This window comes from Streptomyces apocyni, from assembly GCF_009739465.1.
Lineage (GTDB): Bacteria > Actinomycetota > Actinomycetes > Streptomycetales > Streptomycetaceae > Streptomyces > Streptomyces apocyni.
The window spans coordinates 175,686-200,203 of sequence record NZ_WHOM01000045.1 but is presented as its reverse complement, the minus strand read 5'-3'; the positions used below and the strand labels follow the sequence as shown (position 1 = coordinate 200,203).

The 24,518-nt window shown below is 70.4% G+C and carries 20 protein-coding genes; 4 read left to right on the top strand and 16 right to left on the bottom strand.

The window, feature by feature from the left end:
- Positions 1-17: 17 nt before the first annotated feature.
- Positions 18-1,682 carry a glycoside hydrolase family 13 protein gene (locus GCN81_RS10935; RefSeq protein WP_156724170.1) on the bottom strand — a complete coding sequence of 555 codons (1,665 nt, stop codon included), beginning with the start codon at positions 1,680-1,682 and terminating at the stop codon, positions 18-20.
- 222 nt (positions 1,683-1,904) lie between these two features.
- Positions 1,905-3,176: an ABC transporter substrate-binding protein gene (locus tag GCN81_RS10930; protein ID WP_156724168.1), complete on the bottom strand. Its 1,272-nt coding sequence runs from the start codon at positions 3,174-3,176 to the stop codon at positions 1,905-1,907.
- 121 nt (positions 3,177-3,297) lie between these two features.
- Between GCN81_RS10930 and GCN81_RS10925 the strand changes: the two genes are divergently transcribed.
- The 3 genes from GCN81_RS10925 to GCN81_RS10915 are packed head-to-tail and all read left to right on the top strand — an operon-like array spanning position 3,298 to position 6,877.
- Positions 3,298-3,813 (top strand): PadR family transcriptional regulator, encoded by a 516-nt coding sequence (locus GCN81_RS10925; protein ID WP_156724166.1) that lies wholly within the window; start codon positions 3,298-3,300, stop codon positions 3,811-3,813.
- Positions 3,810-4,580: an ABC transporter ATP-binding protein gene (locus GCN81_RS10920; RefSeq protein WP_156724164.1), complete on the top strand. Its 771-nt coding sequence runs from the start codon at positions 3,810-3,812 to the stop codon at positions 4,578-4,580. The genes GCN81_RS10925 and GCN81_RS10920 overlap by 4 nt, the downstream gene beginning before the upstream one ends.
- A gap of 2 nt (positions 4,581-4,582) precedes the next feature.
- Complete coding sequence (locus GCN81_RS10915; protein WP_156724162.1) at positions 4,583-6,877, top strand: ABC transporter permease; 2,295 nt, start codon at positions 4,583-4,585, stop codon at positions 6,875-6,877.
- Between the two features lie 38 nt (positions 6,878-6,915).
- Here the strand turns inward: GCN81_RS10915 and pgi are convergent, their stop codons facing one another.
- The 13 genes from pgi to GCN81_RS10850 form a co-directional block, all read right to left on the bottom strand.
- Positions 6,916-8,562 (bottom strand): glucose-6-phosphate isomerase, encoded by a 1,647-nt coding sequence (gene pgi / locus GCN81_RS10910; RefSeq protein WP_156724160.1) that lies wholly within the window; start codon positions 8,560-8,562, stop codon positions 6,916-6,918.
- Positions 8,563-8,743: 181 nt separating this feature from the next.
- The gene (locus GCN81_RS10905) at positions 8,744-9,079 is read right to left on the bottom strand and encodes an RNA polymerase-binding protein RbpA (protein WP_003957010.1); all 336 of its coding nucleotides are present in this window, start codon (positions 9,077-9,079) and stop codon (positions 8,744-8,746) included.
- A gap of 169 nt (positions 9,080-9,248) precedes the next feature.
- Positions 9,249-9,479, bottom strand: coding sequence for a preprotein translocase subunit SecG (gene secG, locus GCN81_RS10900; RefSeq protein WP_156724158.1), 231 nt, complete (start codon positions 9,477-9,479; stop codon positions 9,249-9,251).
- Positions 9,480-9,610: 131 nt separating this feature from the next.
- Complete coding sequence (tpiA, locus tag GCN81_RS10895) at positions 9,611-10,387, bottom strand: triose-phosphate isomerase (RefSeq protein WP_156724156.1); 777 nt, start codon at positions 10,385-10,387, stop codon at positions 9,611-9,613.
- A 7-nt stretch (positions 10,388-10,394) separates the two neighbouring features.
- Positions 10,395-11,606, bottom strand: coding sequence for a phosphoglycerate kinase (locus GCN81_RS10890; protein ID WP_156724155.1), 1,212 nt, complete (start codon positions 11,604-11,606; stop codon positions 10,395-10,397).
- Positions 11,607-11,715: 109 nt separating this feature from the next.
- Positions 11,716-12,720, bottom strand: coding sequence for a type I glyceraldehyde-3-phosphate dehydrogenase (gap, locus tag GCN81_RS10885; protein ID WP_156724152.1), 1,005 nt, complete (start codon positions 12,718-12,720; stop codon positions 11,716-11,718).
- 187 nt (positions 12,721-12,907) lie between these two features.
- Entirely contained in the window at positions 12,908-15,895 is a 2,988-nt protein-coding gene (locus GCN81_RS10880) for a M14 family metallopeptidase (RefSeq protein WP_231626619.1), read from the bottom strand.
- A gap of 202 nt (positions 15,896-16,097) precedes the next feature.
- Positions 16,098-17,087 (bottom strand): DNA-binding protein WhiA, encoded by a 990-nt coding sequence (gene whiA / locus GCN81_RS10875; protein WP_156724148.1) that lies wholly within the window; start codon positions 17,085-17,087, stop codon positions 16,098-16,100.
- Positions 17,078-18,085 (bottom strand): gluconeogenesis factor YvcK family protein, encoded by a 1,008-nt coding sequence (locus GCN81_RS10870; RefSeq protein WP_156724146.1) that lies wholly within the window; start codon positions 18,083-18,085, stop codon positions 17,078-17,080. The genes whiA and GCN81_RS10870 overlap by 10 nt, the downstream gene beginning before the upstream one ends.
- Positions 18,082-19,008 (bottom strand): RNase adapter RapZ, encoded by a 927-nt coding sequence (gene rapZ, locus GCN81_RS10865; RefSeq protein ID WP_156724144.1) that lies wholly within the window; start codon positions 19,006-19,008, stop codon positions 18,082-18,084. The genes GCN81_RS10870 and rapZ overlap by 4 nt, the downstream gene beginning before the upstream one ends.
- 2 nt (positions 19,009-19,010) lie before the next feature.
- Positions 19,011-21,110, bottom strand: a complete 2,100-nt coding sequence (gene uvrC / locus GCN81_RS10860) for an excinuclease ABC subunit UvrC (protein ID WP_156724142.1) — start codon at positions 21,108-21,110, stop codon at positions 19,011-19,013.
- Between the two features lie 117 nt (positions 21,111-21,227).
- Entirely contained in the window at positions 21,228-22,100 is an 873-nt protein-coding gene (locus GCN81_RS10855) for a hypothetical protein (RefSeq protein ID WP_156724140.1), read from the bottom strand.
- Positions 22,097-22,759, bottom strand: coding sequence for a papain-like cysteine protease family protein (locus tag GCN81_RS10850; protein WP_156724138.1), 663 nt, complete (start codon positions 22,757-22,759; stop codon positions 22,097-22,099). Before GCN81_RS10850 ends, GCN81_RS10855 begins: the two co-directional genes overlap by 4 nt.
- Positions 22,760-22,984: 225 nt before the next feature.
- Here GCN81_RS10850 and GCN81_RS10845 point away from each other — a divergent pair, with 225 nt between their 5' ends.
- Positions 22,985-23,908: a hypothetical protein gene (locus GCN81_RS10845; protein WP_197287564.1), complete on the top strand. Its 924-nt coding sequence runs from the start codon at positions 22,985-22,987 to the stop codon at positions 23,906-23,908.
- A 39-nt stretch (positions 23,909-23,947) separates the two neighbouring features.
- Here GCN81_RS10845 and GCN81_RS10840 read toward each other — a convergent pair whose 3' ends face one another.
- Positions 23,948-24,379: a Rieske (2Fe-2S) protein gene (locus tag GCN81_RS10840; protein ID WP_156724134.1), complete on the bottom strand. Its 432-nt coding sequence runs from the start codon at positions 24,377-24,379 to the stop codon at positions 23,948-23,950.
- Positions 24,380-24,518 lie beyond the last annotated feature (139 nt).

The following is a 24,518-nucleotide window of genomic DNA, read 5'->3' as shown; positions in this document are numbered from 1 at the left end:
TGAGGCGCGGGTGGTGGTCAGGGGTTGGTGCTGTCGCTGATCCACCAGGCGGCGGTGGAGCCGGGCAGTACGGCGGCCGGGCAGGGCCCGCTGGCGAGGAGCGGGGTGCCGGAGACGGGGGCGGGGACCGGGGTGGTGCCGAAGTTGACGGCGCAGACCAGGCCGTCGCCGCGGACGAAGGCGAGCACGTCGGGTGAGGTGTCGAGCCAGCGCAGGGTGCCCTCGCCGAGCTGGGGCAGGGATGCGCGCAGTTGCAGCCCGTCGCGGTACAGGTGCCAGAAGGAGCGGGTGTCGGCGACCGCCCGGTCGGTGGCGTGCTCGGCGAACCACTGCGGCTGCGGCAGCCACGGTTTGGCGCCATCGGCGCCGGAGGTGAAGCCGAACGGCGAGGCGTGCCCGGACCAGGGCAGCGGGACGCGGCAGCCGTCACGGATGCGGGCGCGGCTTCCGGTGCGGTGGAAGATCGGGTCGGTGAGTACCTCGTCGGGCAGGTCGACGACCTCGGGCAGGCCGAGTTCCTCGCCCTGGTAGATGTACGCGGCTCCCGGCAGCGCCAGCATCAGCAGCGCGGCGGCGCGGGCGCGGGCGGTGCCCAGACCGCCCTCGGCGGCGGACTCGCCGTAGCGGGTGACGGTACGGACCTGGTCGTGGTTGTTGAGGACCCAGGTGACGGTGGAGCCGGTGCCCGCGATGTCCTGGATGGCCTCGGAGATGACCTTGCGGAAGGCGTCGGCGTCCCAGGGGGCGCCGAGGAGGTCGAAGAAGAACGCCTGGTGCAGCTCGTCGGCGCGTACGTACCGGGCGTGCTCCCGGGCGGTCGGTACGGAGACCTCTCCGACCAGCAGGCGCTCGCGGCCGTCGCGCGCGGTGTACTCCTCGCACACGGCCCGCCAGTGCCGCCATACGTCGTGCACCTCGGGCTGGTTCCAGGCCAGCGGGTTGACCGAGTCGCGGGTGCGGGCGTCGGCCTCGGGGTCCGGTGAGTCGGGCAGCTCCGGGTGTTTGAAGAGCCCGGCGGCCACGTCGATACGGAAGCCGTCGACGCCCCGGTCGAGCCAGAACCGCAGGGCGTGGTCAAAGTGGTCGCCGACCTCGGGGTTGCGCCAGTTCAGGTCGGGCTGCTCGGGCGTGAACATGTGCAGGTACCACTGGCCGGGCGTGCCGTCCGGCTCGGTGATCCGGGACCAGGCGGGGCCGCCGAACATGGCGTGCCAGTTGTTGGGCGGCAGCTCGCCGTGCGCCCCTCGGCCGTCGGCGAAGTGGAAGCGGGCGCGTGCCTCGCTGCTGGGGGCCGCGGCGAGCGCCTCGCGGAACCAGGGGTGCTCGCTGGAGCAGTGGTTGGGGACGATGTCGAGCAGCACCCTGACCCCGAGGCGACGGGCGGTCGTCATCAGCAGGTCGAACTCAGCGAGGTCACCGAAGAGCGGGTCCACCTCGCAGTAGTCGGCGACGTCGTAGCCGTGGTCGTGCTGCGGTGAGGGGTAGAACGGGCTCAGCCAGATGCCGTCGACGCCCAGCTTCTTCAGATACGGCAATCCCGCCCGGACCCCGGCGAGGTCGCCGATGCCGTCCCCGGTGCTGTCCAGGAAGCTGCGGACGTACACCTGGTAGATCACCGCGTCGCGCCACCAACGGGGCGCGTGAGGGCGTGCGAGGTCGTCGCCGACCGGGGTTGTGGACATCACCCGTGGACCTGTTTCTTCGTGACGTGCAGAGAGAACTGCGGGAGCTCGTTATGCATGCATGTTAAGTAAGCATGTCGAGAGGGTGTCAACGAGTAGGCAGGAATCCACGAATAGTTGGGGGATTATGACCCAATTTGTCCCGCACAGAGGGGCGGGCGATGAGCGTCAGGGATACCTAACATGTAACTAGAATCTGAACTGGTCGGGAGGAGCGACGCCTCAGTGCCGTCGAGCGACGGCCGCCAGCTCGCGGTCCAGCCGCCGCACCGCCGCCCGGGGCGTCAGCCGCCCGGCCAGCGCGTCATGCAGGACGGCCTGCACGACCAGGCTCACCTGGTCGTAGTGCGGGCTCTTGGGGCGCGGCGCGGCCGTGAGCACGCTCGCGCGCAGGGTCCGCAGATACGGGAACCGCGCGGCGAGCTCCGGGTCCTCGTACAGCGCGGCCCGCACCGGCGGCAGCGCCCCCTGAGTGAGGACCTGCCGCTGGGCCCGTTCGCTGGTGAGGTACGTGATCAGCTCGGTGGCCGTCTCCGGGTGCTGGGCCCGGGCGCTGACGGCGAGGTTGGAGCCCCCGAGCACGCTGGTGCCCGGCCCGTCGGGCCCCGGCAGGGAGACCGCGCCGATCTTCCCGGCCACCGGGGAATCCGGACCCGACGCGCCCACGTAGGCGTACGGCCAGTTGCGCAGGAAGAGCAGTCGGCCGTCCTGGAAGGCCTGCCGGGACTCCTCCTCCTTGTACGTCAGCGCCGCTTCGGGAATCCAGCCGTCCCGCACGCCGCGGGCGAGGAACCCGATGCCCTCGCGGGCCGCGGCGGAGTCCACGGTGACCCGCTCGCCCTCGGCCTCCAGGACCGTGCCGCCCGCAGAGTGGACCGCCTCGACCGCGTTGACCGTGAGGCCCTCGTACGGCAGGAACTGGCCCGCGTACCCGTCGAGCCCGTACTTCGGCGCGATCGTGCTCGCCTGCCGCTCCAGCTCCGCCCAGGTACGCGGCGGCCGCTCGCCCTCACGGTCGAGGAGATCCTTGCGGTACAGGAGCATCCCGGCATTGGTCACGTAAGGCACCGCGTAGAGCGATCCGCGGTACGTCGCCGTGTCGACCACCGGCGGCAGGAAGCTGTCCAGCGGGAAGCGGTCGCGCTCCAGCGGGGCGATCCAGCCCGCAGCGGCGAACTCCGAGGTCCAGGCGACATCGATGTTGAGCACATCGAACCGGCCGGTGCCCGAGCGCAGATCGGTGGCCATCTGCTCATGGGTCTCGTCGGGGGAGTCCGGCAGCTCCACGAGCGTGACCGGCTCATCAGGGTGGGTACGGTTCCAGTCGTCGAGCAGCGGTCCGAGATAGCCGGTGAGGTCTCCCCCGGTCGCCAGGGTGACCGGGCCCCGCCCGTCTCCTCGCGCGCTGTCAGCGGGGACACCGGAGGCGACATGGCCGGTCAGGACCACCACGGCGACCAGGAGCCCCCTACCGGCGGCGCGTATCCACCGCATAGGTTCCTCCCTGTGCACCGTCGCCCAGCACCCTCGCTGGACATCACGGGCCATGTATACCTGTTAGGCATGGGCGATACTAGAGCCTCCATCACACGAGGCCACGGGGAGGAGAGCACGCGTGCGCCTGCCCCTCCTGGCACTGCTGGCTCGCGGCCCGGCCCACGGCTACGAGCTCAAGCAGGACCTTGAGCAACTGCTGGGTGCCGCGTACCCTCAGCCGAACGTCGGCCAGATCTATGTGACACTCAGCCGACTGGAGAAGTCAGGGCTGATCGAGGGCGAGGAAGTCGCCCAGTCGACCCGGCCCAACAAGAAGATCTACCGCCTCACCGACGCCGGGCACGAGGCCCTGCTCGCCTGGTACGAGGACACGGCGGACGAGCCCCGCGTGCGGGACGAGTTCTTTATGAAGCTGGCCCTCGCGCAACACACCGGCCTCGCCGACCAGGTCACCCTGATCAACAAACAGCGGCGGCAGTATCTGAACACCATGCGCGGTCTGTCGAAGCTGGCCGGGGCCGAGAACCGGGACAACCGCATCGCCCACCTGCTGATCGAGGGCGCCATGCTGCATCTCCAGGCCGATCTCGACTGGCTGGAGCGCTGCCAGGAGGAGCTGGAAGGACCGGAATGAACGCCTCGCCCCCCACCGATCCCGCTCCCCCTGCCCTGCTGCGCGCCGACGGCCTGGTCAAGACCCACTACGGCGAGGGCGCCCCGGTCCACGCCGTGCGGGGCGTCGACCTGACCGTACGGCCGGGCGAGTTCGTAGCCATCACCGGCCCCTCAGGCGCGGGCAAGTCGACCCTGCTGCATCTGCTCGGTGGGCTACAGCGGCCGGACAGCGGCAGCGTCTGGCTGGACGGCGAGAGCACCGACTCCTACAGCGAGGCGCGCTGGGCCACCACGCGCAGGCGCAGCATCGGCATCGTCTTCCAGTTCTTCAACCTGGTCTCCAACCTGTCAGTCGCCGACAACGTCGAACTGCCCGCGCTGCTCGCCGGGACCACCGCGAAGCAGGCCCGCGCCGAGCGCGAGAAGCTGCTGGCCGAGCTGGGCCTGGCGGGCAAGGAGCGCAGCATGCCCGGTGAGCTGTCCGGCGGCGAGCAGCAGCGGGTCGCGCTGGCCCGGGCGCTGGTCAACGGCCCCGGGCTGCTGCTGGCCGACGAGCCCGCGGGCAGTCTGGACAGTAAGGGGACCCGGGAGGTGATCCGGCTGCTGTCCCGCTTCCACCAGCAGGGGCAGGCGATTGTGCTGGTCACGCATGACGCGCGGCTGGCGAGCGGCGCGGACCGGGTGATCAGCTTCTTCGACGGGCGGATCGTCCACGACGCCGAGCTGGGCGGCACGCCGCCACGTCGCGACGCTGGCATATCCGACGTACTAGAGCTGACGGACTGACCGTGCGGGCATCCCTGCGCTGGGCGCATGCCGATCTGCGCCGCCACCGCGGCGAGGCGCTGTTCATCGTGCTGGCCACCGCGGGGATTGTCTGCTCGCTGCTGCTGGCCACGGCCCTGTTCGGCTACGCGACCAACCCCTGGCAGCGGGTCTTCACCCAGTCTCAGGGCGCCCATGTGTGGCTGCACACCGGACCGTCCGCCGACGCGGAGCGGCTGACCTCGCTGGACGGCGTCGAGTCGGCCTCGGGTCCGTACCGCACCGCCGTCACCACCGTCGAGTCTCGCGGCGCCCGTGCCGCGGTCGAACTGCGCGGCGCCGACGGCGAACCGCCCGCGACCGGGCGTCCGGTGCTCGCGTCCGGCCGGTGGCTGGACCCCGCTGTCCCCGAGGGTGTCGTACTGGAGAGCGGCCTGGCCCAGGCCCTGTGGGCGGAGCCCGGTGACAGCCTGTCGCTGCCCGGCACCGGGCGGACCCTCACCGTACTGGGCGTCGCCGACAGCGCCGAGTCCCGCTACGAGCCCGGCAGACGGAACGGCACGGTCTGGGCGCTGCCGCCCGCCGTACGAGAGACCGAAGGGCGGGCGGGTCAGGTCATCGGGCTGCGGCTCGCCGACCCCGACGACACGGACTACGCGGTGCAGCGCGCCGTCACCACGCTCGGCGCCGGTGCGGTCACCCAGGTCTCGCACTGGCAGCAGGCGCGCGCCGACGCGCAGGGCGACAACCGGCTGCTCGGCCAGGTGATCGGGCTGTTCGGTCTGGGCGCGCTGGTCGCCGCCGCGCTCGCCGTGTACGGGGCGATCGGCACCCGGGTCCGCGGTCATCTCCGGGACATCTCGGTCCTGAAGGCCATGGGGTTCACGCCCGGCCAGGTGGTGCGGATCTTCCTGGTCCAGCATCTGGTGTTCGCCCTGCTGGGCGCGGTGGCCGCGGCGGTACTGGTCCAGGCGCTCGGTACCCGGGTGCCGGGGCGCCTGGGCGACGCGGTGGGGGTGTGGCAGGGGCTCCCGGGGTACTCGGCCTCGCTGCTGGGGGTGCCGGTGGCGGTGGTGCTGTTCATCGGCGCCACGACGGCGCTCGCCGCGTGGCGCGCGGGCCGTGTGCCGCCCGTTCCGGTCCTGCGGGCCGCTACGGCTCCGGCGGGGCCGTTGTCGGGTGTGGCGCGTCAGGCGCTCGGGATGCGGCTGCCGCCCGCGTTGGTGCTGGGCTGGCACAAGGCCTTCGCCCGTCGGTCACGCCCGCTGGCCGCGATCGCCCGGCTCACGCTGCCGATGCTGCTGATCACCGTGGCGCTGAGCGCGTGGACGACCATCGACCGCTTCCACCGCGAGCCCGAGCAGCTCGGCCTCGCCGCGGCTCTCTCGGTCCGCACCGGCGAGGATCTGGGCGACCGCGAGGCACGCGCCCTGCTCGCCGGAAACGACCAGGTCAGCGCCGTCCATCCGGGCGTCCAGGTGGCGGCCCTGGTCCCTGGCCAGACCGGCACGGTCGCGCTGCGCGGTCTGGGCACCCGGCAGGACCCGTATCCCTTCTCGCTGGCTGAGGGGCGCCCGGCGCGCGGGCCTGATGAGGCGGTCGCCGGGCAGGGGCTGCTCGATCTGCTGAACATCCGGGTCGGCGACTGGGTGCGGGTCACGGTGGGCGGGCGCCCGCAGATCCTGCATATCGTCGGCCGCAGCATCGAGCCGGAGAACGGCGGCCGGACCATCTCCACCTCGCTGGACACCTTGCGCGAGAACGACGCCCAGCTGCGGCCCACCCTCTACCAGCTGGAGCTGCGCTCCGGGGCGGACCCGCGCGCGGTCGGCGCCGAGCTGACCGAAGCCACGCGGGGGCGGCTTGACGTTCATCCGGTGACCAATCCGGCCGATGGCCTGTCGCCGTTGCGCGGGGTGGTCATCGGACTGATCGCCGTACTGTCGCTGATCGCCCTGATCGAGCTGCTGACCGTGGTCGGCGCCACCGTGCGCGAGAGCGAGCGGGATCTGCTGGCGCTCAAGGCGATCGGCCTGTCCCCACGGCAGATCACGGCGATCACCGTGGTGGCGACCGGCTGTACAGCACTGGCCGCCACCGTCGCCGGTATGGCACTCGGGGTGCCGCTGGCCCGCTGGCTGATCGACTCCCAGGGAGCGTCGAGCGGGATCGGTGCCGGTGTCGCCCAGACGCCGTCCCTCACCCATCTCCTGCTGTTCGGCGCGACCGTCGTGGTGGGCGCGGCCGCGGTCGCCACCCTGCCCGCCGCACGGGCCGCCCGGCGACGCCTCGCGGACACCCTCAGCGCTGTCGCCTGACCTCCACCACGGGGGGTCAGGCGACAGCGCCCCAGGGGTCAACGTCCGCGCAGCTCGCGGTACTTGGCGACCAGCGCCCGAGAGGACGCGTCCAGTCCCGGGACCTCGGCGCCTTCGGTGAGCGCGGGTTCGACCCGCTTGGCGAGCACCTTGCCCAGCTCGACGCCCCACTGGTCGAAGGAGTCGATGTTCCAGATGGCGCCCTGGACGAACACCTTGTGCTCATAGAGCGCGATCAGCTGCCCCAGCACCGAGGGGGTGAGCTCGCGCGCCAGGATCGTCGTCGTGGGGTGGTCGCCCCGGAACGTCTTGTGCGCGACCAGCTCCTCGGGCACGCCCTCGGCGCGTACCTCGTCCGCGGTCTTACCGAAGGCGAGCGCCTGGGTCTGGGCGAAGAAGTTGGCCATCAGCAGATCGTGCTGGGCGACCAGGCCCGGCGGCAGATCGGCGACCGGCTCGGCGAAGCCGATGAAGTCGGCCGGGATGACCTTCGTCCCCTGGTGGATCAACTGGTAGTAGGCGTGCTGCCCGTTGGTGCCCGGCGTACCCCACACCACGGGGCCCGTCTGCCAGTCCACCGGGTTGCCGTCCCGGTCCACGGACTTGCCGTTGGACTCCATGTCCAGCTGCTGCAGATAGGCGGTGAACTTGGACAGGTAGTGCGAGTACGGCAGCACGGCATGCGACTGCGCGTCATGGAAGGCGCCGTACCAGACGCCCAACAGGCCGAGCAGCAGCGGCGCGTTCTCCTCGGCGGGGGCGGTACGGAAGTGCTCGTCGACCAGATGGAAGCCGTCGAGCATCTCGCGGAAGCGGTCCGGGCCGATGGCGATCATCAGCGACAGGCCGATCGCCGAGTCATACGAGTAGCGGCCGCCGACCCAGTCCCAGAACTCGAACATGTTGGCCGTGTCGATACCGAAGTCGGAGACCTTCTCGGCGTTGGTCGACAGCGCCACGAAGTGCTTGGCCACGGCCGACTGATCCGCCCCGAGCCCGGTCAGCAGCCAGTTCCTGGCCGAGGTGGCGTTGGTGATCGTCTCGATCGTCGTGAAGGTCTTGGAGGCGACGATGAACAGCGTCTCGGCCGGGTCCAGGTCCCTGACGGCCTCGTGCAGGTCGGCGCCGTCGATGTTCGACACGAAGCGGAACGTCAGATCGCGCGCGCTGTAGGAGCGCAGCACCTCGTACGCCATGGCCGGGCCCAGGTCCGAGCCGCCGATGCCGATGTTGACGATGTTGGTGATCGGCTTGCCCGTGTGGCCGGTCCACTCGCCCGCGCGGACACGCCGCGCGAACGCGCCCATCGCGTCGAGCACGGCGTGCACTCCGGGCACCACGTTGACGCCGTCGGTCTCGATGACCGCGTCCCGCGGGGCGCGCAGCGCGGTGTGCAGGACGGCGCGGTCCTCGGTCGTGTTGATCTTGTCGCCGCGGAACATCGCGTCCCGCAGCCCGAACACGTCCGTCGCCGCGGCCAGTTCCCGCAGCAGCGTCAGGGTCTCGCCGGTCACCAGGTGCTTGGAGTAGTCGATGTGCAGGTCACCGACCTGGAGCGTGAGGTCGGCGGCGCGGTGCGGCTCGGCGTCGAACAGCTCGCGCAGCCCGGTGTCCCCCAACTGCTCCCGGTGCTTGCCCAGCGCCGTCCACTCAGCCATCTGATTGAGCCTGGTACCTGTGGTCATCTCGTCCGTCAGCCTTCTCTCCATGCGTACCTGCCCCGCTGCCCTCCCAACCTAATTGATCAGGAGCTGCCCCGAGCCGCCTGTCCCCCGTCTCTCAGCGCGGGCGTCGTCCTCGCGCTGGCGTTGAGCAGGCAAAACAATCCGGCCGGGCACCCGAAGGTGTCCGGCCGGACGTCATGATCTAGATCTCGCCCCGCAGTTTCGCTAGGGCCTCGGCGAGGATCGCCTCGCCGTCCGCGTCGCTGCGCCGCTCACGCACATAGGCGAGGTGGGTCTTGTAGGGCTCGGTGCGCGGCGGGTCCGGGGGGTTGTCCCGGTCCTGGCCCGCCGGGAATCCGCAGCGGGGGCAGTCCCAGGTGTCGGGGACCTGCGCGTCGCTGGCGAAGCTCGGCTGCGTCTCGTGCCCGTTCGAGCACCAGAAGGAGATGCGTAGGCGCGGCGCGGACTCGCCCCGCTCGGCCTCGCCCATCGGCCCCGCTCCGACCCGGCTTCCACGGATCGCGTTGCCACTTGCCACGGTCGTAACTCCCTGCGTAACGGTGCTGCACGGCGTCCAACGGCGGCTCCGCCGCGGTGCCTCAGTCTACGTAAGGCCCAACGCGCGTCCAGGGATTGGAGTTACCACCTCACCCGCGAGACGCACGCCCATGATAAGGCCGGGCGTGCGACCCGTACGGCAGGAAGCGTCAGCTGTCCAGCTTCATCAGCAGACCAAGCACGACAATGCAGGCAAACCACACCAGACCGATCACGATCGTGATCCGGTCCAGGTTGCGCTCGGCGACCGAGGAACCACCGACGGAAGACTGCATTCCGCCTCCGAACATGTCGGAGAGGCCGCCGCCCTTCCCCTTGTGCATCAGCACCAGCAGCATCAGCAGCAGGCTGAAGACGATCAGGGCGATCGAGAACCCCATAACCACGGCTGGACCAACTTCCTCGGAGCTATTCGGACTGAGTGATCGGACTGAGTACAACGCGGGGGCCGCGGCTCCGCGAAGAAGCCCCGGCCCCCGCAAGGGTACGACGTATCGCCGCTAGCGCATACTCACTGGTCGCGGAAGCGGACGATCTTGACGAACTCGTCGGCGTCCAGGGCCGCGCCACCGATCAGCGCGCCATCCACATCGGGCTGCGCCATGATCGCGGCGACGTTGCCGGACTTGACCGAGCCGCCGTACTGGATGCGGACCTTGTCGGCCAGCTCCTGCGAGTACAGCTCGGCGAGGCGGGCGCGGATCGCGCCGCAGACCTCCTGGGCGTCCTCGGGGGTCGCGACCTCGCCGGTGCCGATGGCCCACACCGGCTCGTAGGCGATCACGATGGACTCGGCCTGCTCGGCCGGGATGTCCTTGAGGGCGCCGTCGAGCTGGTTCAGCGTGTACGCGACCTGCTGGCCCGCCTTGCGGACGTCCAGGCCTTCGCCGACGCACAGGATCGGGGTCAGGCCGTGCTTGTAGGCGGCCTTGACCTTGGCGTTGCAGATCTCTTCGTTCTCGCCGTGGTACTGCCTGCGCTCCGAGTGACCGATGGCCACGTAGGTGCACTTCAGCTTGGCCAGCATCGGGCCCGCGATCTCGCCGGTGTACGCACCGGAGTCGTGGGCCGAGATGTCCTGGGCGCCGTACTTGATCTTGAGCTTGTCGCCGTCGACCAGCGTCTGTACAGAGCGCAGGTCGGTGAAGGGCGGCAGGACGGCGACCTCTACGGCCTCGTAGTCCTTGTCGCTGAGCGCGAAAGCGAGCTTCTGGACGTGGGCGATGGCCTCGAGGTGGTTGAGGTTCATCTTCCAGTTGCCCGCCATCAGCGGGGTGCGGGTGGTCATATGAGGGTCAGTCCTCCAGTGCGGCGAGGCCGGGGAGCGTCTTGCCCTCGAGGTACTCGAGGGAGGCGCCACCGCCGGTCGAAATGTGGCCAAAAGCATGCTCGTCAAAGCCCAGCAGGCGCACCGCCGCGGCGGAGTCGCCACCGCCGACGACCGTGAAGGCCGGGGAGTCCAGGAGCGCCTGGGCGACCGCCTTGGTGCCCTCAGCGTAGTCCGGGTGCTCGAAGACACCCATCGGGCCGTTCCAGAACACGGTCTCCGCGTCGGCGAGCTTCGACGCGTACAGCTTGCGGGTCTCGGGACCGATGTCCAGACCCTCCTGGTCGGCCGGGATCGCGTCCGCGGCGACGGTGCTCGGGTTCGCCGGGGCCTTGGTCTTCAGGTCCGGGAACTCGGTGGCGATCAGGACGTCGACGGGGAGGACGAACTCCACGCCGCGCTCCTTGGCCCGCCGCATGTACTCCTGCACCACGGGGACCTGGTCCTCCTGGAGCAGCGAGATGCCGACCTCGTGGCCCAGGGCCTTGAGGAAGGTGTACGCCATGCCGCCGCCGATCAGGATGCGGTCGGCCTTGTCCAGGAGGTGGTCGATCACACCCAGCTTGTCGGAGACCTTGGCTCCGCCGAGGACGACCGCGTACGGGCGCTTGACGTCAGCGGTGAGCTTCTTCAGGACGCCGACCTCGGTGGCGATCAGGAAGCCCGCGGCGTGCGGGAGACGCGCCGGGAGGTCGAAGACCGAGGCGTGCTTGCGGTGTACGGCTCCGAAGCCGTCACCCACGTAGACATCGGCGAGGGCCGCGAGCTGGTCCGCGAAGGCGCCGCGCTCGGCGTCGTCCTTGGACGTCTCACCGGCGTTGAAGCGCAGGTTCTCGATGACGGCGACCTGTCCGTCGGCGAGCGCGGCGACGGTGGCCTGGGCGGACTCGCCGACCGTGTCGGTCGCGAACGCCACGTCGGCGCCGAGCAGTTCACCGAGGCGCCGCGCGGCCGGGGCGAGCGAGAACGCCGGGTCCGGGGCGCCCTTGGGGCGGCCCAGGTGAGAGGCGACGATGACCCGGGCGCCGGCCTCGGCCAGCTTGGCGACCGTCGGCTGTACGGCGCGGATGCGGCCGTCGTCGGTGATGGTGGTGCCGTCCAGCGGCACGTTGAGGTCGGCGCGGACGAAGACCCGCTTGCCTGCGACCCCTTCGGCGAGAAGTTCGTCGATCGTCTTCATGGGTGTGGACTCCTTGGAAGCGTCAAACACAAGCGACAGGGCCCGGTGCGCGGCGTTGCGCTGCCCGAGCCCTGTCGCTCACATCGATATGCCTGCCTGCTCTAGCTTGTCAGAGCTGGCCGCCGACGAAGGTGGTGAGGTCGACGAGGCGGTTGGAGTAGCCCCACTCGTTGTCGTACCAGCCGATGACCTTGACGCTCTTGCCCTGGACCATGGTCAGGGAGGAGTCGAAGGTGCAGGAGGCGGGCCAGTTGACGATGTCCGACGACACGATCGGGTCCTCGGTGTACTCGAGGATGCCCTTGAGCTGACCCTCGGAGGCCTTCTGGAACGCGGCGTTGACCTCGTCCTTGGTGACCTCGCGCTCCAGCTCGATGACCAGGTCGGTCACGGAGCCGGTGGGGACCGGGACGCGCATCGCGATGCCGTCCAGCTTGCCCGCCAGCTCCGGGATGACCAGGGCGGTGGCCTTGGCGGCACCGGTGGTGGTCGGGATGATGTTCTCCGCCGCGGCGCGGGCGCGACGCAGGTCGGAGTGCGGGAAGTCCAGGATGCGCTGGTCGTTCGTGTACGCGTGGACCGTCGTCATCATGCCCTTGACGATGCCGAAGTTCTCCAGGAGAACCTTGGCCATCGGCGCCACGCAGTTGGTGGTGCAGGAGGCGTTGGAGATGACGTGGTGGCTGGCCGCGTCGTACTGGTCCTGGTTGACGCCCATCACGATCGTGATGTCCTCGTTCTTGGCCGGGGCCGAGATGAGGACCTTCTTGGCGCCACCGGCGAGGTGCTTGGCGGCGTCCTCGCGCTTGGTGAAGATGCCGGTCGACTCGATGACGATGTCGACGCCCAGCTCACCCCAGGGGATGTCGGCGGGGTTGCGCTCGGAGAGCACCTTGATGGTGTGACCGTCGACGGTGATGGTGTCTGCGGTGTGGGACACCTCGGCCTTGAGGCGGCCGAGGATGGTGTCGTACTTCAGGAGGTGCGCGGTGGTCGCGGTGTCACCCAGGTCGTTGACGGCAACGACCTCGATGTCCGCACCCTGCTCCTTGAGCGCCCGGAAGTAGTTGCGGCCGATACGACCAAAACCATTGATGCCTACGCGGATCGTCACGAACCGATCTCCTCGTTGGTACGCCGGTCTGTCCGCCGGCGAGCTGTATGGGATGTCCCCGACCGACTCCGACCCTACCTCTCCTGGGCCCTCACAGTGACATCGCGACGCTCTGTATGACGCGTCGGCGACCCGCACCCCTGACGGGAATACGGGCCGCCGGGACCGTGGTCCAGACTACGGAGAGTCAGCGCCGCAGGGAGCGCAGCGCTTTACCGATCAGTAGCTTGCGCTCCTTGCTTCCCGGGACGTGTTCGAGCCCGAAACCGAGCAGGACGCTGTTACGCGCTGTGACCGCCGCATGGGACTGGTACAGCTCGCCGGTGCTGGCCCAGTCTCCGGTGACGAGCGGGCTTCCGGGGGGTGCGGGAGCCACGTCCCAGGAGCCGAGCGCCTCCTCGAAGCCCTCCGTCTCCGCCGTCTCGCCGCCGATCACCAGCTCCGTGCTGTCCGCGAACAGGCCCCGGCCGCCGAAGGCCGGGTCGGTGACGTAGCTGAGGGCCAGCTCGACCTTCTTGCCCGCGTACGCGCTCAGGTCGAAGGACACCTGCTGCCAGCCCTGTGACGAGCCGGTGAAGCTGTTCCAGGCGCCGCTGGACCCGCCCGAGACGCAGCCGTCCGCGCTCTGCGTCAGGTAGTGGGTGAGGAAGGGGTGCCCGGCGATGAAGTAGCCCGCCTCGCACTCCACGGGCACCGCCGCCGAGGTCTTGCCGCCCTTGTCGGGCAGGGTGGTCCAGTCCTCGGAGCCCTCGGTGTGCGCTTCGAGCACCCCGTGGTCGTAGCCGGTCTCGATGTTCCAGTTCAGCGCGAGCCGCAGTTCAGGGGCGTCCGCGGCGCTCACGCCGGTCAGGTCGACGGTACGGGTCAGCCGCTGCCAGTCGCGGTCGCTGTGGGTGGCCGATGCCATGCCTTCGCCGTCGAACGGCGCGTACGGGTTGGGGAGGCTGGGGTAGGAGCCCGCGGCCTTGCCGGTGAACTGCGGGAAGTCCGCGGGCGGCAGGCTCTCGGATGTCAGCTGGTAGCGGCCCGCGCTGTCCAGCGGGTTGCCGGTGGCGTCCCCGAGCGAGGTGTTCGCCCCCGCCAGGGCTCCGGCGCCGGCGAAGCTGTCGGCGCCGGGCGCCGCGATGCGTTCGTACGCGCCGAGGTAGTACTGGGAGAAGTCGTCGGTGACCGCGCGCCCGATGGTGACATTGCCGCCGGCCCGCTCACCGGCCTGGATCAGCTTGCCGCCCTCGTTCAGGTAGGAGCGCAGGGAGAGGGTGGTGGGGCCGCTGGGCGCCGCGTCTCCGGTGTAGTGGACCACGGCCGGGAAGTGGCTCAGCACACCGAGCGGGTGCGGTGCGCCCTGGGTGGCGACGTCCCAGACGACGGTCTTACGGCCGTTGGCCCTGAGCGCGTCGACGTACTTCTGGGCGTGCTGGGCCTTGGCGCCCTCGTCGGCGATGACCAGGGTGTTCGCCCGCGCGCGCTGCTGCACCGTATAGGTGAAGTGCTCGCTGGAGACCTTGCCCTTCTTCTTGGCGTTGCCGGTGAACCAGACCTCGACCTCGGCCCCTGGTCGGGCCCTCTTGACCTTGGCCCGGTACTGGTCGAAGTAGTGGTTGTCGTCGCCGCCGAAGGTCTGGCCGCCCTTCCATGCCTTGAGCCGCGCCTTGTGCGGGCGACCGCCGTCGATCCGGTAGTTGAGCTGCTTGTTGCGCACCGACTTGCGTACGGTGACGGACACCTCCTGGTCACCGCCGCGGGCGTACGAGGAGGTGCGGGCGTACGAGGTGGCGAAGGCGTCCACCGTGAAGTCGGGGGCGTCGATGCCGACCGGCGACGCCGGCTGGTCGGGGTGCGCGGCGCTCTCGGCGACGGCCAGGGCGAAGGGGACGTTCTTGGCGACCTCTCGCTGGATCAGCTTCTCGTCGTCGGGGAAGGTGAAGATGGAGGCGCAGTCCTGGGGCTCCCAGGCGTCGTCCGGGTCCACATTGGCCGCGGTGCGGCAGGTGGACATCTCCGGGGTGAACATCATCGTGCCGTTGACGTTGCTGGCATGGCCGTCCGAGTCGCCGTTGGTGATGTAGAGCTCGGAGGACAGCTGCGGGCGGTAGCCGGGGACCGCGGGGTTCTCCGGTGTCCCGGCGAGTGCCTTGAGCAGGACGTCGTCGGGGCTCGGGGTGGCAACCTGCCAGCCGACTCCGTACAGGATCAGTTCGGCGGCCGAGTGGTAGTTGATGGCGTACTCGAAGCCGATCCGCTTCTGGAAGCGGTCCATCGCCCGGGTCTCGGGCTCGGAGAGCGGTTCCGTGCCCCGGTAGGTCTCGGAGGTCGGGTCGGCGGACGAGCCCTCGTTGTCGTAGCCCCACTTGTAGGCGAAGTTGCGGTTGAGGTCGACGCCGTCACCGGTGGTGATCTCGCCGTCGCCGTTCACGTCGCGCAGGTTCTTGCGCCACTGGCGGTCGCCGTCGGGTGCGTGGGTGAAGTCGTAGCCGTCGGGGTTGGCGCTGAGCACGAACCACAGTTCGGTGGAGTCGACCAGTTTGGTGATCCGCCGGTCCTTGCCGTAGCCGTCCAGGTAGTGGTGCATCAGACGGCGGGTCATCTCGGGCGTGATCCACTCGCGGGCGTGCTGGCTGGACAGGTACAGCACCGAGGGCTTGGACCCGTCCTTGATCTTCTTGGCCTTCTTGGAGACCTTGAGCGCCAGGATGTCCTGGCCCTGGACGGTCTTGCCGATGGAGACGACCTTGGTCAGGTCCGGGTGCGCCTGACCGGTCTTGACGATCTCCTCCTTCAGGCCGCCCTTGCCCGAGTACGGTCGGAAGACGCCGTCCCCCTGTGCCGCCAGCCTGCGCTCGGCCGTTGCGGAGACCTTGTGCTCGGCGAGGTCGACGCCTTTTTTGCGCAGTTTCTTGGCCTGGGTGTCGGTGAGATAGAGCTCCACGCGCGCGGTGCCGCGCGCGGGCGGCTGTTCGGCCAGTTCGTGGGTGTCCTGACCGGCCTTGGCGAGCAGGGGAATCTGTTCCTTGGTGATATCGGCCTCGAAGACCTTGACCGCGTCCGTGGCCTCCGTGGCCTCTCCTGCCTCGGCGGTCGGCGCCTGCCGGGCCTCGGCCAGCGGTGCGGCGACCAGTCCTCCGAGCAGAAGCGCGCCCGTGGCGAGGATCGCTCGCGCTCTTCGTCGTCTCATGAGCCCCCCTTGCAGTTGTCCGGCACGGTTGTGCACAGACGACAGGCTCATGACACAGCATGATCATGTCAACAGAGCGAACCAGACAGGGCCCCGTAATGCCGTCGGCGTCCAGATGCCTCTGGACGCCGACGGTGAAGGTGCGCGGTGTGTGCGGGTGGGGTCTGCGGTTGTACGGGTGCGGTGTGCGGTGTGCGGGCTGTCAGCCGACCATGTTGTCGGCCATCTCGTCGGAGAGGTTGCACTCCGTGCCGGGGATGCCCAGGTCCTGGGCCCGCTTGTCGGCCATGGCGAGCAGCCGCCTGATCCGCCCGGCGACCGCGTCCTTGGTCAGCGGCGGGTCGGCGAGCGCGCCCAGCTCCTCCAGCGAGGCCTGCTTGTGCTCCATCCGCAGCCTGCCCGCGGCCGCCAGATGTTCGGGTACCTCTTCGCCCAGGATCTCCAGGGCGCGCTGCACCCGGGCCCCGGCGGCGACGGCGGCCCGGGCCGAGCGGCGCAGGTTGGCGTCGTCGAAGTTGGCCAGGCGGTTGGCGGTGGCCCGGACCTCGCGGCGCATCCGCCGCTCCTCCCAGGCCAGTACGGACTCATGGGCGCCGAGCCGGGTCAGCAGCGCCCCGATCGCGTCGCCGTCCCGGACCACGACCCGGTCCACGCCGCGCACCTCGCGGGCCTTGGCCGCGATGGACAGCCGACGTGCAGCGCCGACCAGCGCGAGGGCGGCCTCCGGGCCCGGGCAGGTCACCTCCAGGGAGGAGGAGCGGCCCGGCTCGGTCAGCGAGCCGTGGGCCAGGAACGCGCCACGCCAGGCGGCCTCGGCGTCACAGGTGGCGCCCGAGACGACCTGCGGCGGCAGGCCCCTGATCGGGCGTCCGCGGCCGTCGACCAGGCCCGTCTGACGCGCCAGCTGGTCGCCGCCCGCCACCACCCGGACCACGTAGCGAGAGCCCCGGCGCAGCCCGCCCGCGGCCATCACCATCAGCTCGGAGCTGTGCCCGAAGATCTCCAGGATGTCCTTCTTGAGCCGCCGTGCCGCCATCGCGGTATCCAGCTCCGCCTCGATCACAATGCGGCCGCTGACCAGGTGCAGCCCGCCCGCGAACCGAAGAATCGCCGAGACCTCTGCCTTTCTGCAGCAGGTCCGGGTGACGGGGAGCCGGGAGACTTCGTCCTTCACCGCTGCCGTCATCGCCATGGGCCGATCCTTCCATGCATCCGAAAAATACGGTCGTACGCGGTGGCCAACAGCTCCGGGTCGTGCTTCGGGGAACCGTCGAGCGCGGCGACCGGCGCCAGCTCGACCGTGGCCCCGAGCCGCTTGGCGGCATCGCTCAGAGACTCCGGGTCGCGCACGGCGGCCTGATCGGCCAGCACCACGTCCAGGGCGAGTTTAGGGGCGTGTCGGGCCAAAACCTCCAAATGACGCTGCGGTGAGAAGCCTTCTGTTTCTCCGGGTTGCGGCGCGAGGTTCAGTGAGAGGACCCGGCGGGCCTTCGTCTCCATCAGCGCGTCGAGCAGTTCGGGCACCAGAAGGTGCGGAATCACCGAGGAGAACCAGGAGCCGGGGCCGAGGACCACCCAGTCGGCGTCGAGCACCGCCGCGACGGCCTCCGGGACCGCCGGTGGGTCGGGCGGGACGAGATGGACAGACTGCACCTCGCCCGGAGTGAGCGCCACCGTCGCCTGGCCGCGCACGGTGTCGACGTCCGACGGACGCTCCGGGTCGTGTCCGCGGACCAGCGCCTGGAGCTCCAGTGGTACGGCCGACATCGGCAGCACGCGGCCCTGCGCTCCCAGCAGCTTGCCCACCAGGTCGAGGGCCTGCACATGGTCGCCCAGCTGCTCCCAGAGGGCGACGATCAGCAGATTGCCGACCGCGTGCTCGTGCAGTTCGCCCTGGGACTGGAAGCGGTGCTGGATCACCCGGGCCCAGGTCTGCCCCCAGTCGTCGTCACCGCAGAGCGCGGCCAGGGCCTTACGCAGGTCGCCGGGCGGGAGTACGCCCAGTTCGTCGCGGAGACGGCCGCTGGAGCCGCCGTCGTCGGCGACCGTGACCACGGCGGTGAGGTCGCCGGTGATGCGGCGCAGCGACGCCAGGGACGCGGACAGGCCCATCCCCCCGCCGAGCGCCACGACCTTGGGCTGGGCGCTCCGCTTGCGGCTCAGGCGGTTCAGCCGCAGAGAACGATTCACTCGCGCCCCAGATCCCGGTGGACGATGACGGTCTCCACGCCCTCGGATGCGAGGCGGGCGGCGAGCTTCTCGGACATGGCGACGGAACGGTGCTTGCCGCCGGTGCAGCCGACGGCGATGGTCACATAGCGCTTGCCCTCGCGGCGGTAGCCGGTGGCGATGAGCTGGAGCAGCTCGGCGTACTGGTTGAGGAATTCCTTGGCGCCCGGCTGGTCGAAGACATAGCCCGAGACCTCTTCGTTCAGGCCGGTGAAGGGGCGCAGCTCGGGGACCCAGTGCGGGTTGGGCAGGAAGCGGCAGTCGACGACCAGGTCGGCGTCGACGGGCAGGCCGTACTTGTAGCCGAAGGACATCACGGTGGCCCGCAGCTCGGGCTCCTCGTCCCCCGCGAACTGGGCGTCCAGCTTGGCGCGCAGCTCGTGGACGTTGAGGCTGGAGGTGTCGATCACCAGGTCGGCGTCACCGCGCAGCTCGCGCAGCAGCTCACGCTCGGCGGCGATACCGTCGGTGATCCGGCCGTCACCCTGTAGGGGGTGCGGGCGGCGCACCGACTCGAAACGCTGCACCAGGGCGTTGTCGGAGGACTCCAGGAACACGATCCGCCGGGTGACGTTCTTGGCCTGGAGGTCGGCCAGCGACTCGCGGAGATTGTCGAAGAAGCGGCGGCCGCGTACGTCGACGACGACGGCGATCCGCGCGACATTGCCCTGCGAGCGGGCCCCGAGCTCCACCATCGTGGGGATCAGCGCGGGCGGCAGGTTGTCGACGACGAACCAGCCGAGGTCCTCCAGACACTTGGCGGCCGTGGACCGGCCGGCCCCGGACATACCGGAGATGATCACCAGCTCGGGGATGGGTGCCTCGCCGGCCTCGATGGTCGTGCCCGTACTCACCTGTGCTCCGCCTTCATCGTGCTCGGTCATGATTACTGCCCCCGTTCGTCCGAGGACGCCGTGGCCCCGTCGGCCGTGGTCACCTCGTCTTCTCTCTCTTCAATGATCTCTCCGGTCGCGGTATTCACCGCGGGAGCGGCGGGTGCCGCGTTCGCGAGGGCCACGGCAATGGTCTCAGCCGTCTTGCGTCCTATGCCGGGCACCTCGCACATCTGGTCGATGGTGGCGGATCGCAGCTTCTTGACCGAACCGAAGTGCTTGATCAACGCCTGTTTACGGGAGTCGCCCAGGCCGGGGACGTCGTCCAGCGGGCCCGCCCGGAAGCGCTTGGCCCGCTTGGTCCGCTGGTAGCTGATGGCGAACCGGTGGGCTTCGTCACGTACCCGCATCAGGAGATACAGGCCCTCGCCGTTGCGCGGCAGGACCACCGGGTCGCTTTCGCCGGGCAGCCAGACCTCCTCCAGGCGCTTGGCGAGGCCGCAGACGGCGACGTCGTCGATGCCCAGCTCGTCCAGGGCCCGCTGGGCGGCGGCGACCTGCGGCTGTCCGCCGTCCACGACGATCAGCTGGGGTGGGTAGGCGAACTTCTTCGGCCTGCCGTCGTCGTCCCTCGCTTCCTGGGCGGCCTGGCTCCCCGGGGCCGCCTGGCTCCCTGAGGCCGCCTGGCTCCCTGAGGCGGCGTCTCGGACGACCTGGTCGCCGTTCGCCCCCTGGGACCACTCCCCCGTCCGCTCCTTCTCGGCGAGGTAGCGCTTGAAGCGGCGGGCGATCACCTCGTACATCGAGCGGACGTCGTCCTGCCCCTCGAAGCTCTTGATCTGGAAGCGTCGATACTCGCTCTTGCGAGCCAGGCCGTCCTCGAAGACGACCATGGAGGCCACCACGTCGTCGCCCTGGAGGTGGGAGATGTCGAAGCACTCGATGCGCAGGGGTGCGCTGTCCAGGTCGAGCGCGGCGGCGATCTCCTCCAGGGCGCGGGAGCGGGTGGTCAGGTCGGAGGCGCGCTTGGTCTTGTGCAAGGCGAGTGCCTGCTGGGCGTTGCGCTGCACGGTCTCCATCAGGGCGCGCTTGTCGCCGCGCTGCGGGACACGCAGGCTGACGTGCGAGCCGCGGTGCTGGGTGAGCCACTCCTGGAGTGGGGCCACCGGGTCCGGCAGCGCGGGGACGAGCACCTCCTTGGGGACCGCGTCGCCCGTCTCCTCGCCGTACAGCTGCTGTAGCGCGTGCTCGACCAGGTCGGCCGATGTGAGCGCCTCGACCCGGTCGGTGACCCAGCCGCGCTGGCCGCGCACCCGGCCGCCCCGTACGTGGAAGATCTGTACGGCGGCCTCGAGCTCGTCCTCGGCGAGGGCGATCAGGTCGGCGTCGGTGGCGTCGGCGAGGACGACGGCACTCTTCTCCATGGCGCGCTTGAGCGCCCCGATGTCGTCACGGAGCCGACCCGCTCGCTCGTACTCCAGCTCGTCGGCGGCCGCCGCCATCTCCTTCTCCAGGCGGCGGATGTACGTCCCGGTGCGCCCGGCCATGAAGTCGCAGAATTCCTCGGCCAGTTCGCGGTGGTCGTCGGGCTCGATCCGGCCTACGCACGGGGCTGAGCACTTGCCGATGTAGCCGAGCAGGCAGGGGCGGCCGGTGCGGGCGGCGTTCTTGAAGACCCCGGCCGAGCAGGTACGGACCGGGAACACGCGGAGCAGCAGGTCGACGGTGTCACGGATGGCCCAGGCGTGGCCGTAGGGACCGAAGTAGCGCACGCCCTTCTTCTTGGCGCCGCGCATCACCTGGACGCGGGGGAACTCCTCGTTCATCGTCACCGCGAGATACGGATAGCTCTTGTCGTCGCGGTACTTGACGTTGAACCGGGGGTCGTACTCCTTGATCCAGGTGTATTCGAGCTGGAGCGCCTCGACTTCGGTGGAGACCACCGTCCACTCGACGGACGCTGCCGTGGTGACCATCGAGCGAGTGCGCTGGTGCAGGTTGGCCAGGTCCTGGAAGTAGCTGGCGAGCCGTTGGCGCAGGCTCTTCGCCTTCCCGACGTAGATCACCCGGCGGTGCTCGTCGCGGAATTTGTAGACGCCCGGGGAGTCGGGGATCTGTCCCGGCTTGGGGCGGTAGCTGGAGGGGTCGGCCATGTCAGACAGCCTACTTGCGGCCACTGACAGCAGTGGATCAGATTCGGCCCCGCCCCTTCAGGCGACAAGCCACCGACGGGCTGCCGAGAAGGGGCGGGGCCGGATCTGGGATGTGCGCTAGTTACGACGCGCGCGTAGTGCGCGCGCCGTGGCCAGGGCGAGGACCGCGGCGGCGCCGAGTCCGGCCGCCGTGGTCGCGACGGTCACCGCGGGGTCGGTGGCGTTCGCCGCCGTGGCCGGGGCGGGCGGCTGCGGGGCGTATCCGCCCGCCTTGCCGGACTTGGCGTACCCGGAGCCGGGCAGCTTGTCGCCGTACGCCTTCGCCACGCGCTTCTGGTAGGCGGCGAGTGTGGTCCCGCGCGTGCCGATGGCGCGTACCGCGTCCTTGTCGAGCGGCAGCACCCGCTGACCGCGCTGCACGTACCAGGCGTCGATCTGCGGCTCCCGGAAGACGGTCCCGCCAGGGAGCTTGTCGGCGCCCACGCGCGCGTAGCGCGTCTCGTCGTCGCCAGAGGCGATGTTGACCACCTCCCAGCGATCGCCCCGTTCGACGGTCCACAGCGAGGCCTTGCGCCCGTCGGACGCGACCGCCTCACTCGCCAGGAACTCCAGGCGGGCGATCGGCGCGCCCTTCTCGCCCGCGACGAACTCCGGCGAGAGGTGGTACACGGGCACGGCGCCGCCCTGAACGCGCGGAGCGGCCGCCGCCTTGCTGACGGCGTCTTCGCTGGCGCCGCCTTCACTGACGCCGCCTTCACTGACGCCGCCTTCGCTGACGGCGCCCTCACGAGCGAAGAACCGGCTGACGGTGCCCAGCGCCTCCGGCGCGGTGGCCGCCTCGTGGGCCGCGCTGCGGGAAGCGGCGGAGGGGGCCACGGGGGCGGCCGGGTCACTGTCCGCGGCGGCCCCCGGTGCCCCGAGGCCGAGCAGGAGTGCGGCGGCCGTACCGGTGACGGCGGCCTGTGCGAGGTGTCGGGTCACGGTCCTCACGCCCCGATCCGGTAGAGCGAGTGGGTCCAGGAGAACGTGCCGTTGTTCACGTACCAGCCGTGCGAGGCCCAGTTGTAGCGGCTGCTCGAGGGCCAGGGGTCGCCCCAGTAGACCCAGTTGCTGGCCGTGTCGTAGCCGTAGATGACATGCATGTGGCCGCCGCCGCCCGACCACTGGATACGGGTCTCCACCGGCCGGTTGCCGTTGATCTCGGACTGCACGGTGGAGTAGCGCAGCCAGCCGTTCACGTAGGAGCCGGAGTTGACGCCGGCCCAGCGCAGTCCTCTCTGGACGTTACCGAGGGTGGCCTGCCAGTTGGGGCAGTCCGGGCCCTGTCGGCGGTTGAAGGCGGCGTTGCAGAACTGGTTCTGCGAGTAGTTTCTGCCGAACCAGGCGGCGATGGTGTTGCCGCCCGCGCCCCAGCACCAGTTGGACTTCTGCTGCGCCTGCATCGTGATGTTCAGACGCTTGGTGGCGAGGGCGCTGGGGGCGTCCCGCACGGTGTCCCCGGCGGGGCTGACAGCGGAGGCGGGGGCGAATGCGGAGAGAGGTGTGGGGGCGGGGGCAGGGGCGGCGGTCGCGGTGGCCGTCGGTACGGCGATGAGTGCCGCGGTGGCGACGGCGGCCGCGGACAGCAGCCGTCTCTTTCGGTTGCGCATCGCGTTCCTCCCGAAGAGGTGGGGGTGGAGGAGCGCGTCCGGACGCTGCGAGCAGCATCAGGGCCTTGTCGCGTTCAGGTCAACACGCTTCAATGCGGGATGACCCGGCGTGTGAACGGCGGGATACGGGTGTGGACGCGGCCTCGTACGCCACCAGGAATCCCGCTCTCACCGGCGGGAACCGGCCGCACGGCCGCGTGAATGTTCACAGAGAGGACCGCCGCGATGGCTGAGGGGGCACCCCACCTGGACGAGGTGCTGCGCACCGGCCCCTTCCATGTGGCGCTGCGTGCGGCGATCAGCGTACGCGGCCTTCCGCTGCACCGGGTCAGGCACCATCTCGCGGCCCAGGGCGTCACCATCGGGGTGACCAGCCTGAGTTACTGGCAGCAGGGAGCACGGCGCCCGCAGCACCCCGAGTCGCTGCGGGCGGTGCGGGCCCTGGAGCAGGTGCTACGGCTGCCCGCCGACTCGCTGCTACGGCTGCTGACGCGGGAAGGCGACGCCGTGGCGGAGCGCCCCGCGACCCGCTCGTACCGCTCGCTGCTGGAGGTCTCCGGGCCGCTGGAGATCCTGCTCGGGGAACTGGACCTACCGCTCGACGGCGGGCTGCACACGGTCGGTCACCACGAGCGGGTACGGATCGGCGCGGGCCGTGAACTGCTGGGCCGCGATTCGCAGCACGTCGTACGGGCGCACCGCGACGGAGTGGACCGGTACGTGGCCATCCACCACGGCGACCCGGGCTGCGCCCCGGAGCGGGTGCGGGTGCACGCCCTGGAGAACTGCCGTACGGGGCGGCTGCGCTGGCACCGGGCGTCGGGGGTGATGATCGCCGAGCTGCTGTTCGACGCCCGGCTGCGGGCCGGGGACACCTACGTCTTCCAGTACGCCTTCGAGGACGGCACGGGCGGGCCGAGCACGGAGTACGTCCGCGGGTTCAGCTTCAGTGGCGGGCAGTACGTCCTCCAGGTGCGGTTCGCCGACGCGGCCCTGCCGGTGCGCTGTCGCCGGTTCACCCGGCGCTCGGCGACCGCGCCGCGCGGCGCGGTCCAGGACCTCACGCCGAGCGGGCGCCATCGGTCGGTGCATCTGGTGGAGCCCCGGGTGCGCACGGGGCTCGTGGGGATCAGCTGGGACTGGGGGTGATCGTCAGGGCCTTTGGCGCAGCCTGTGGCACACGGGCGGTCAGGCGGGCGGGCCCGCGATCAGGTTGCCGTTCTCCGTCGTGAGCGGCACCTCGGGCAGTGGCACGGTCGCCGGGCCCTTGAGTGCCTTGCCGGTGGTCACGTCGAACCTGCTGCCGTGGCAAGGGCAGTTGGCCTCGTTGTCCACGACCTCGTCCAGGGCGCAGCCCGCGTGGGTGCACTGGGCGCTGAAGGCCTTGTACTGCTGCCCGTCGGCGGAGCGGCAGACCACCAGGCGCTGGTCACGGTAGAGCCGGGCGCCGCCCGCCGGGACCACCTCGGCCTCGCCCAGGTGTACGGGGGCGGTGGGGACGGGGTTCTGCGCATGCCCCAGCTTCGACTCGGTCGAGCAGGCCGCCGCGCCGAGGCCCGCCGCTCCCGCGAGGGCGGCGCCTTTCAGCACGGTGCGACGGGCGGCGGGCTGGCCGGGCATGGGGGCTCCACGGGGCAGGGGGGTGGTGACGCACCCGACGATACCGGCACAGATCACGGGCCCTGACGCCGGGCTCGGTCTGCCTGGTCAGCTCGGTTTCCGTAGCGCGCCCAGGGGTTCCCTGTGGTTTCCGTGGGGC

Coding starts and splice junctions, on each gene's coding strand:
- GCN81_RS10935 (WP_156724170.1), bottom strand. CDS start 1,682: ATGTCCACAACCCCGGTCGGCGACGACCTCGCACGCCCTCACGCGCCC.
- GCN81_RS10930 (WP_156724168.1), bottom strand. CDS start 3,176: ATGCGGTGGATACGCGCCGCCGGTAGGGGGCTCCTGGTCGCCGTGGTG.
- GCN81_RS10920 (WP_156724164.1), top strand. CDS start 3,810: ATGAACGCCTCGCCCCCCACCGATCCCGCTCCCCCTGCCCTGCTGCGC.
- pgi (WP_156724160.1), bottom strand. CDS start 8,562: ATGACCACAGGTACCAGGCTCAATCAGATGGCTGAGTGGACGGCGCTG.
- secG (WP_156724158.1), bottom strand. CDS start 9,479: ATGGGGTTCTCGATCGCCCTGATCGTCTTCAGCCTGCTGCTGATGCTG.
- tpiA (WP_156724156.1), bottom strand. CDS start 10,387: ATGACCACCCGCACCCCGCTGATGGCGGGCAACTGGAAGATGAACCTC.
- GCN81_RS10890 (WP_156724155.1), bottom strand. CDS start 11,606: ATGAAGACGATCGACGAACTTCTCGCCGAAGGGGTCGCAGGCAAGCGG.
- GCN81_RS10880 (WP_231626619.1), bottom strand. CDS start 15,895: ATGAGACGACGAAGAGCGCGAGCGATCCTCGCCACGGGCGCGCTTCTG.
- whiA (WP_156724148.1), bottom strand. CDS start 17,087: ATGGCGATGACGGCAGCGGTGAAGGACGAAGTCTCCCGGCTCCCCGTC.
- rapZ (WP_156724144.1), bottom strand. CDS start 19,008: ATGACCGAGCACGATGAAGGCGGAGCACAGGTGAGTACGGGCACGACC.
- uvrC (WP_156724142.1), bottom strand. CDS start 21,110: ATGGCCGACCCCTCCAGCTACCGCCCCAAGCCGGGACAGATCCCCGAC.
- GCN81_RS10850 (WP_156724138.1), bottom strand. CDS start 22,759: ATGCGCAACCGAAAGAGACGGCTGCTGTCCGCGGCCGCCGTCGCCACC.
- GCN81_RS10845 (WP_197287564.1), top strand. CDS start 22,985: ATGGCTGAGGGGGCACCCCACCTGGACGAGGTGCTGCGCACCGGCCCC.
- GCN81_RS10840 (WP_156724134.1), bottom strand. CDS start 24,379: ATGCCCGGCCAGCCCGCCGCCCGTCGCACCGTGCTGAAAGGCGCCGCC.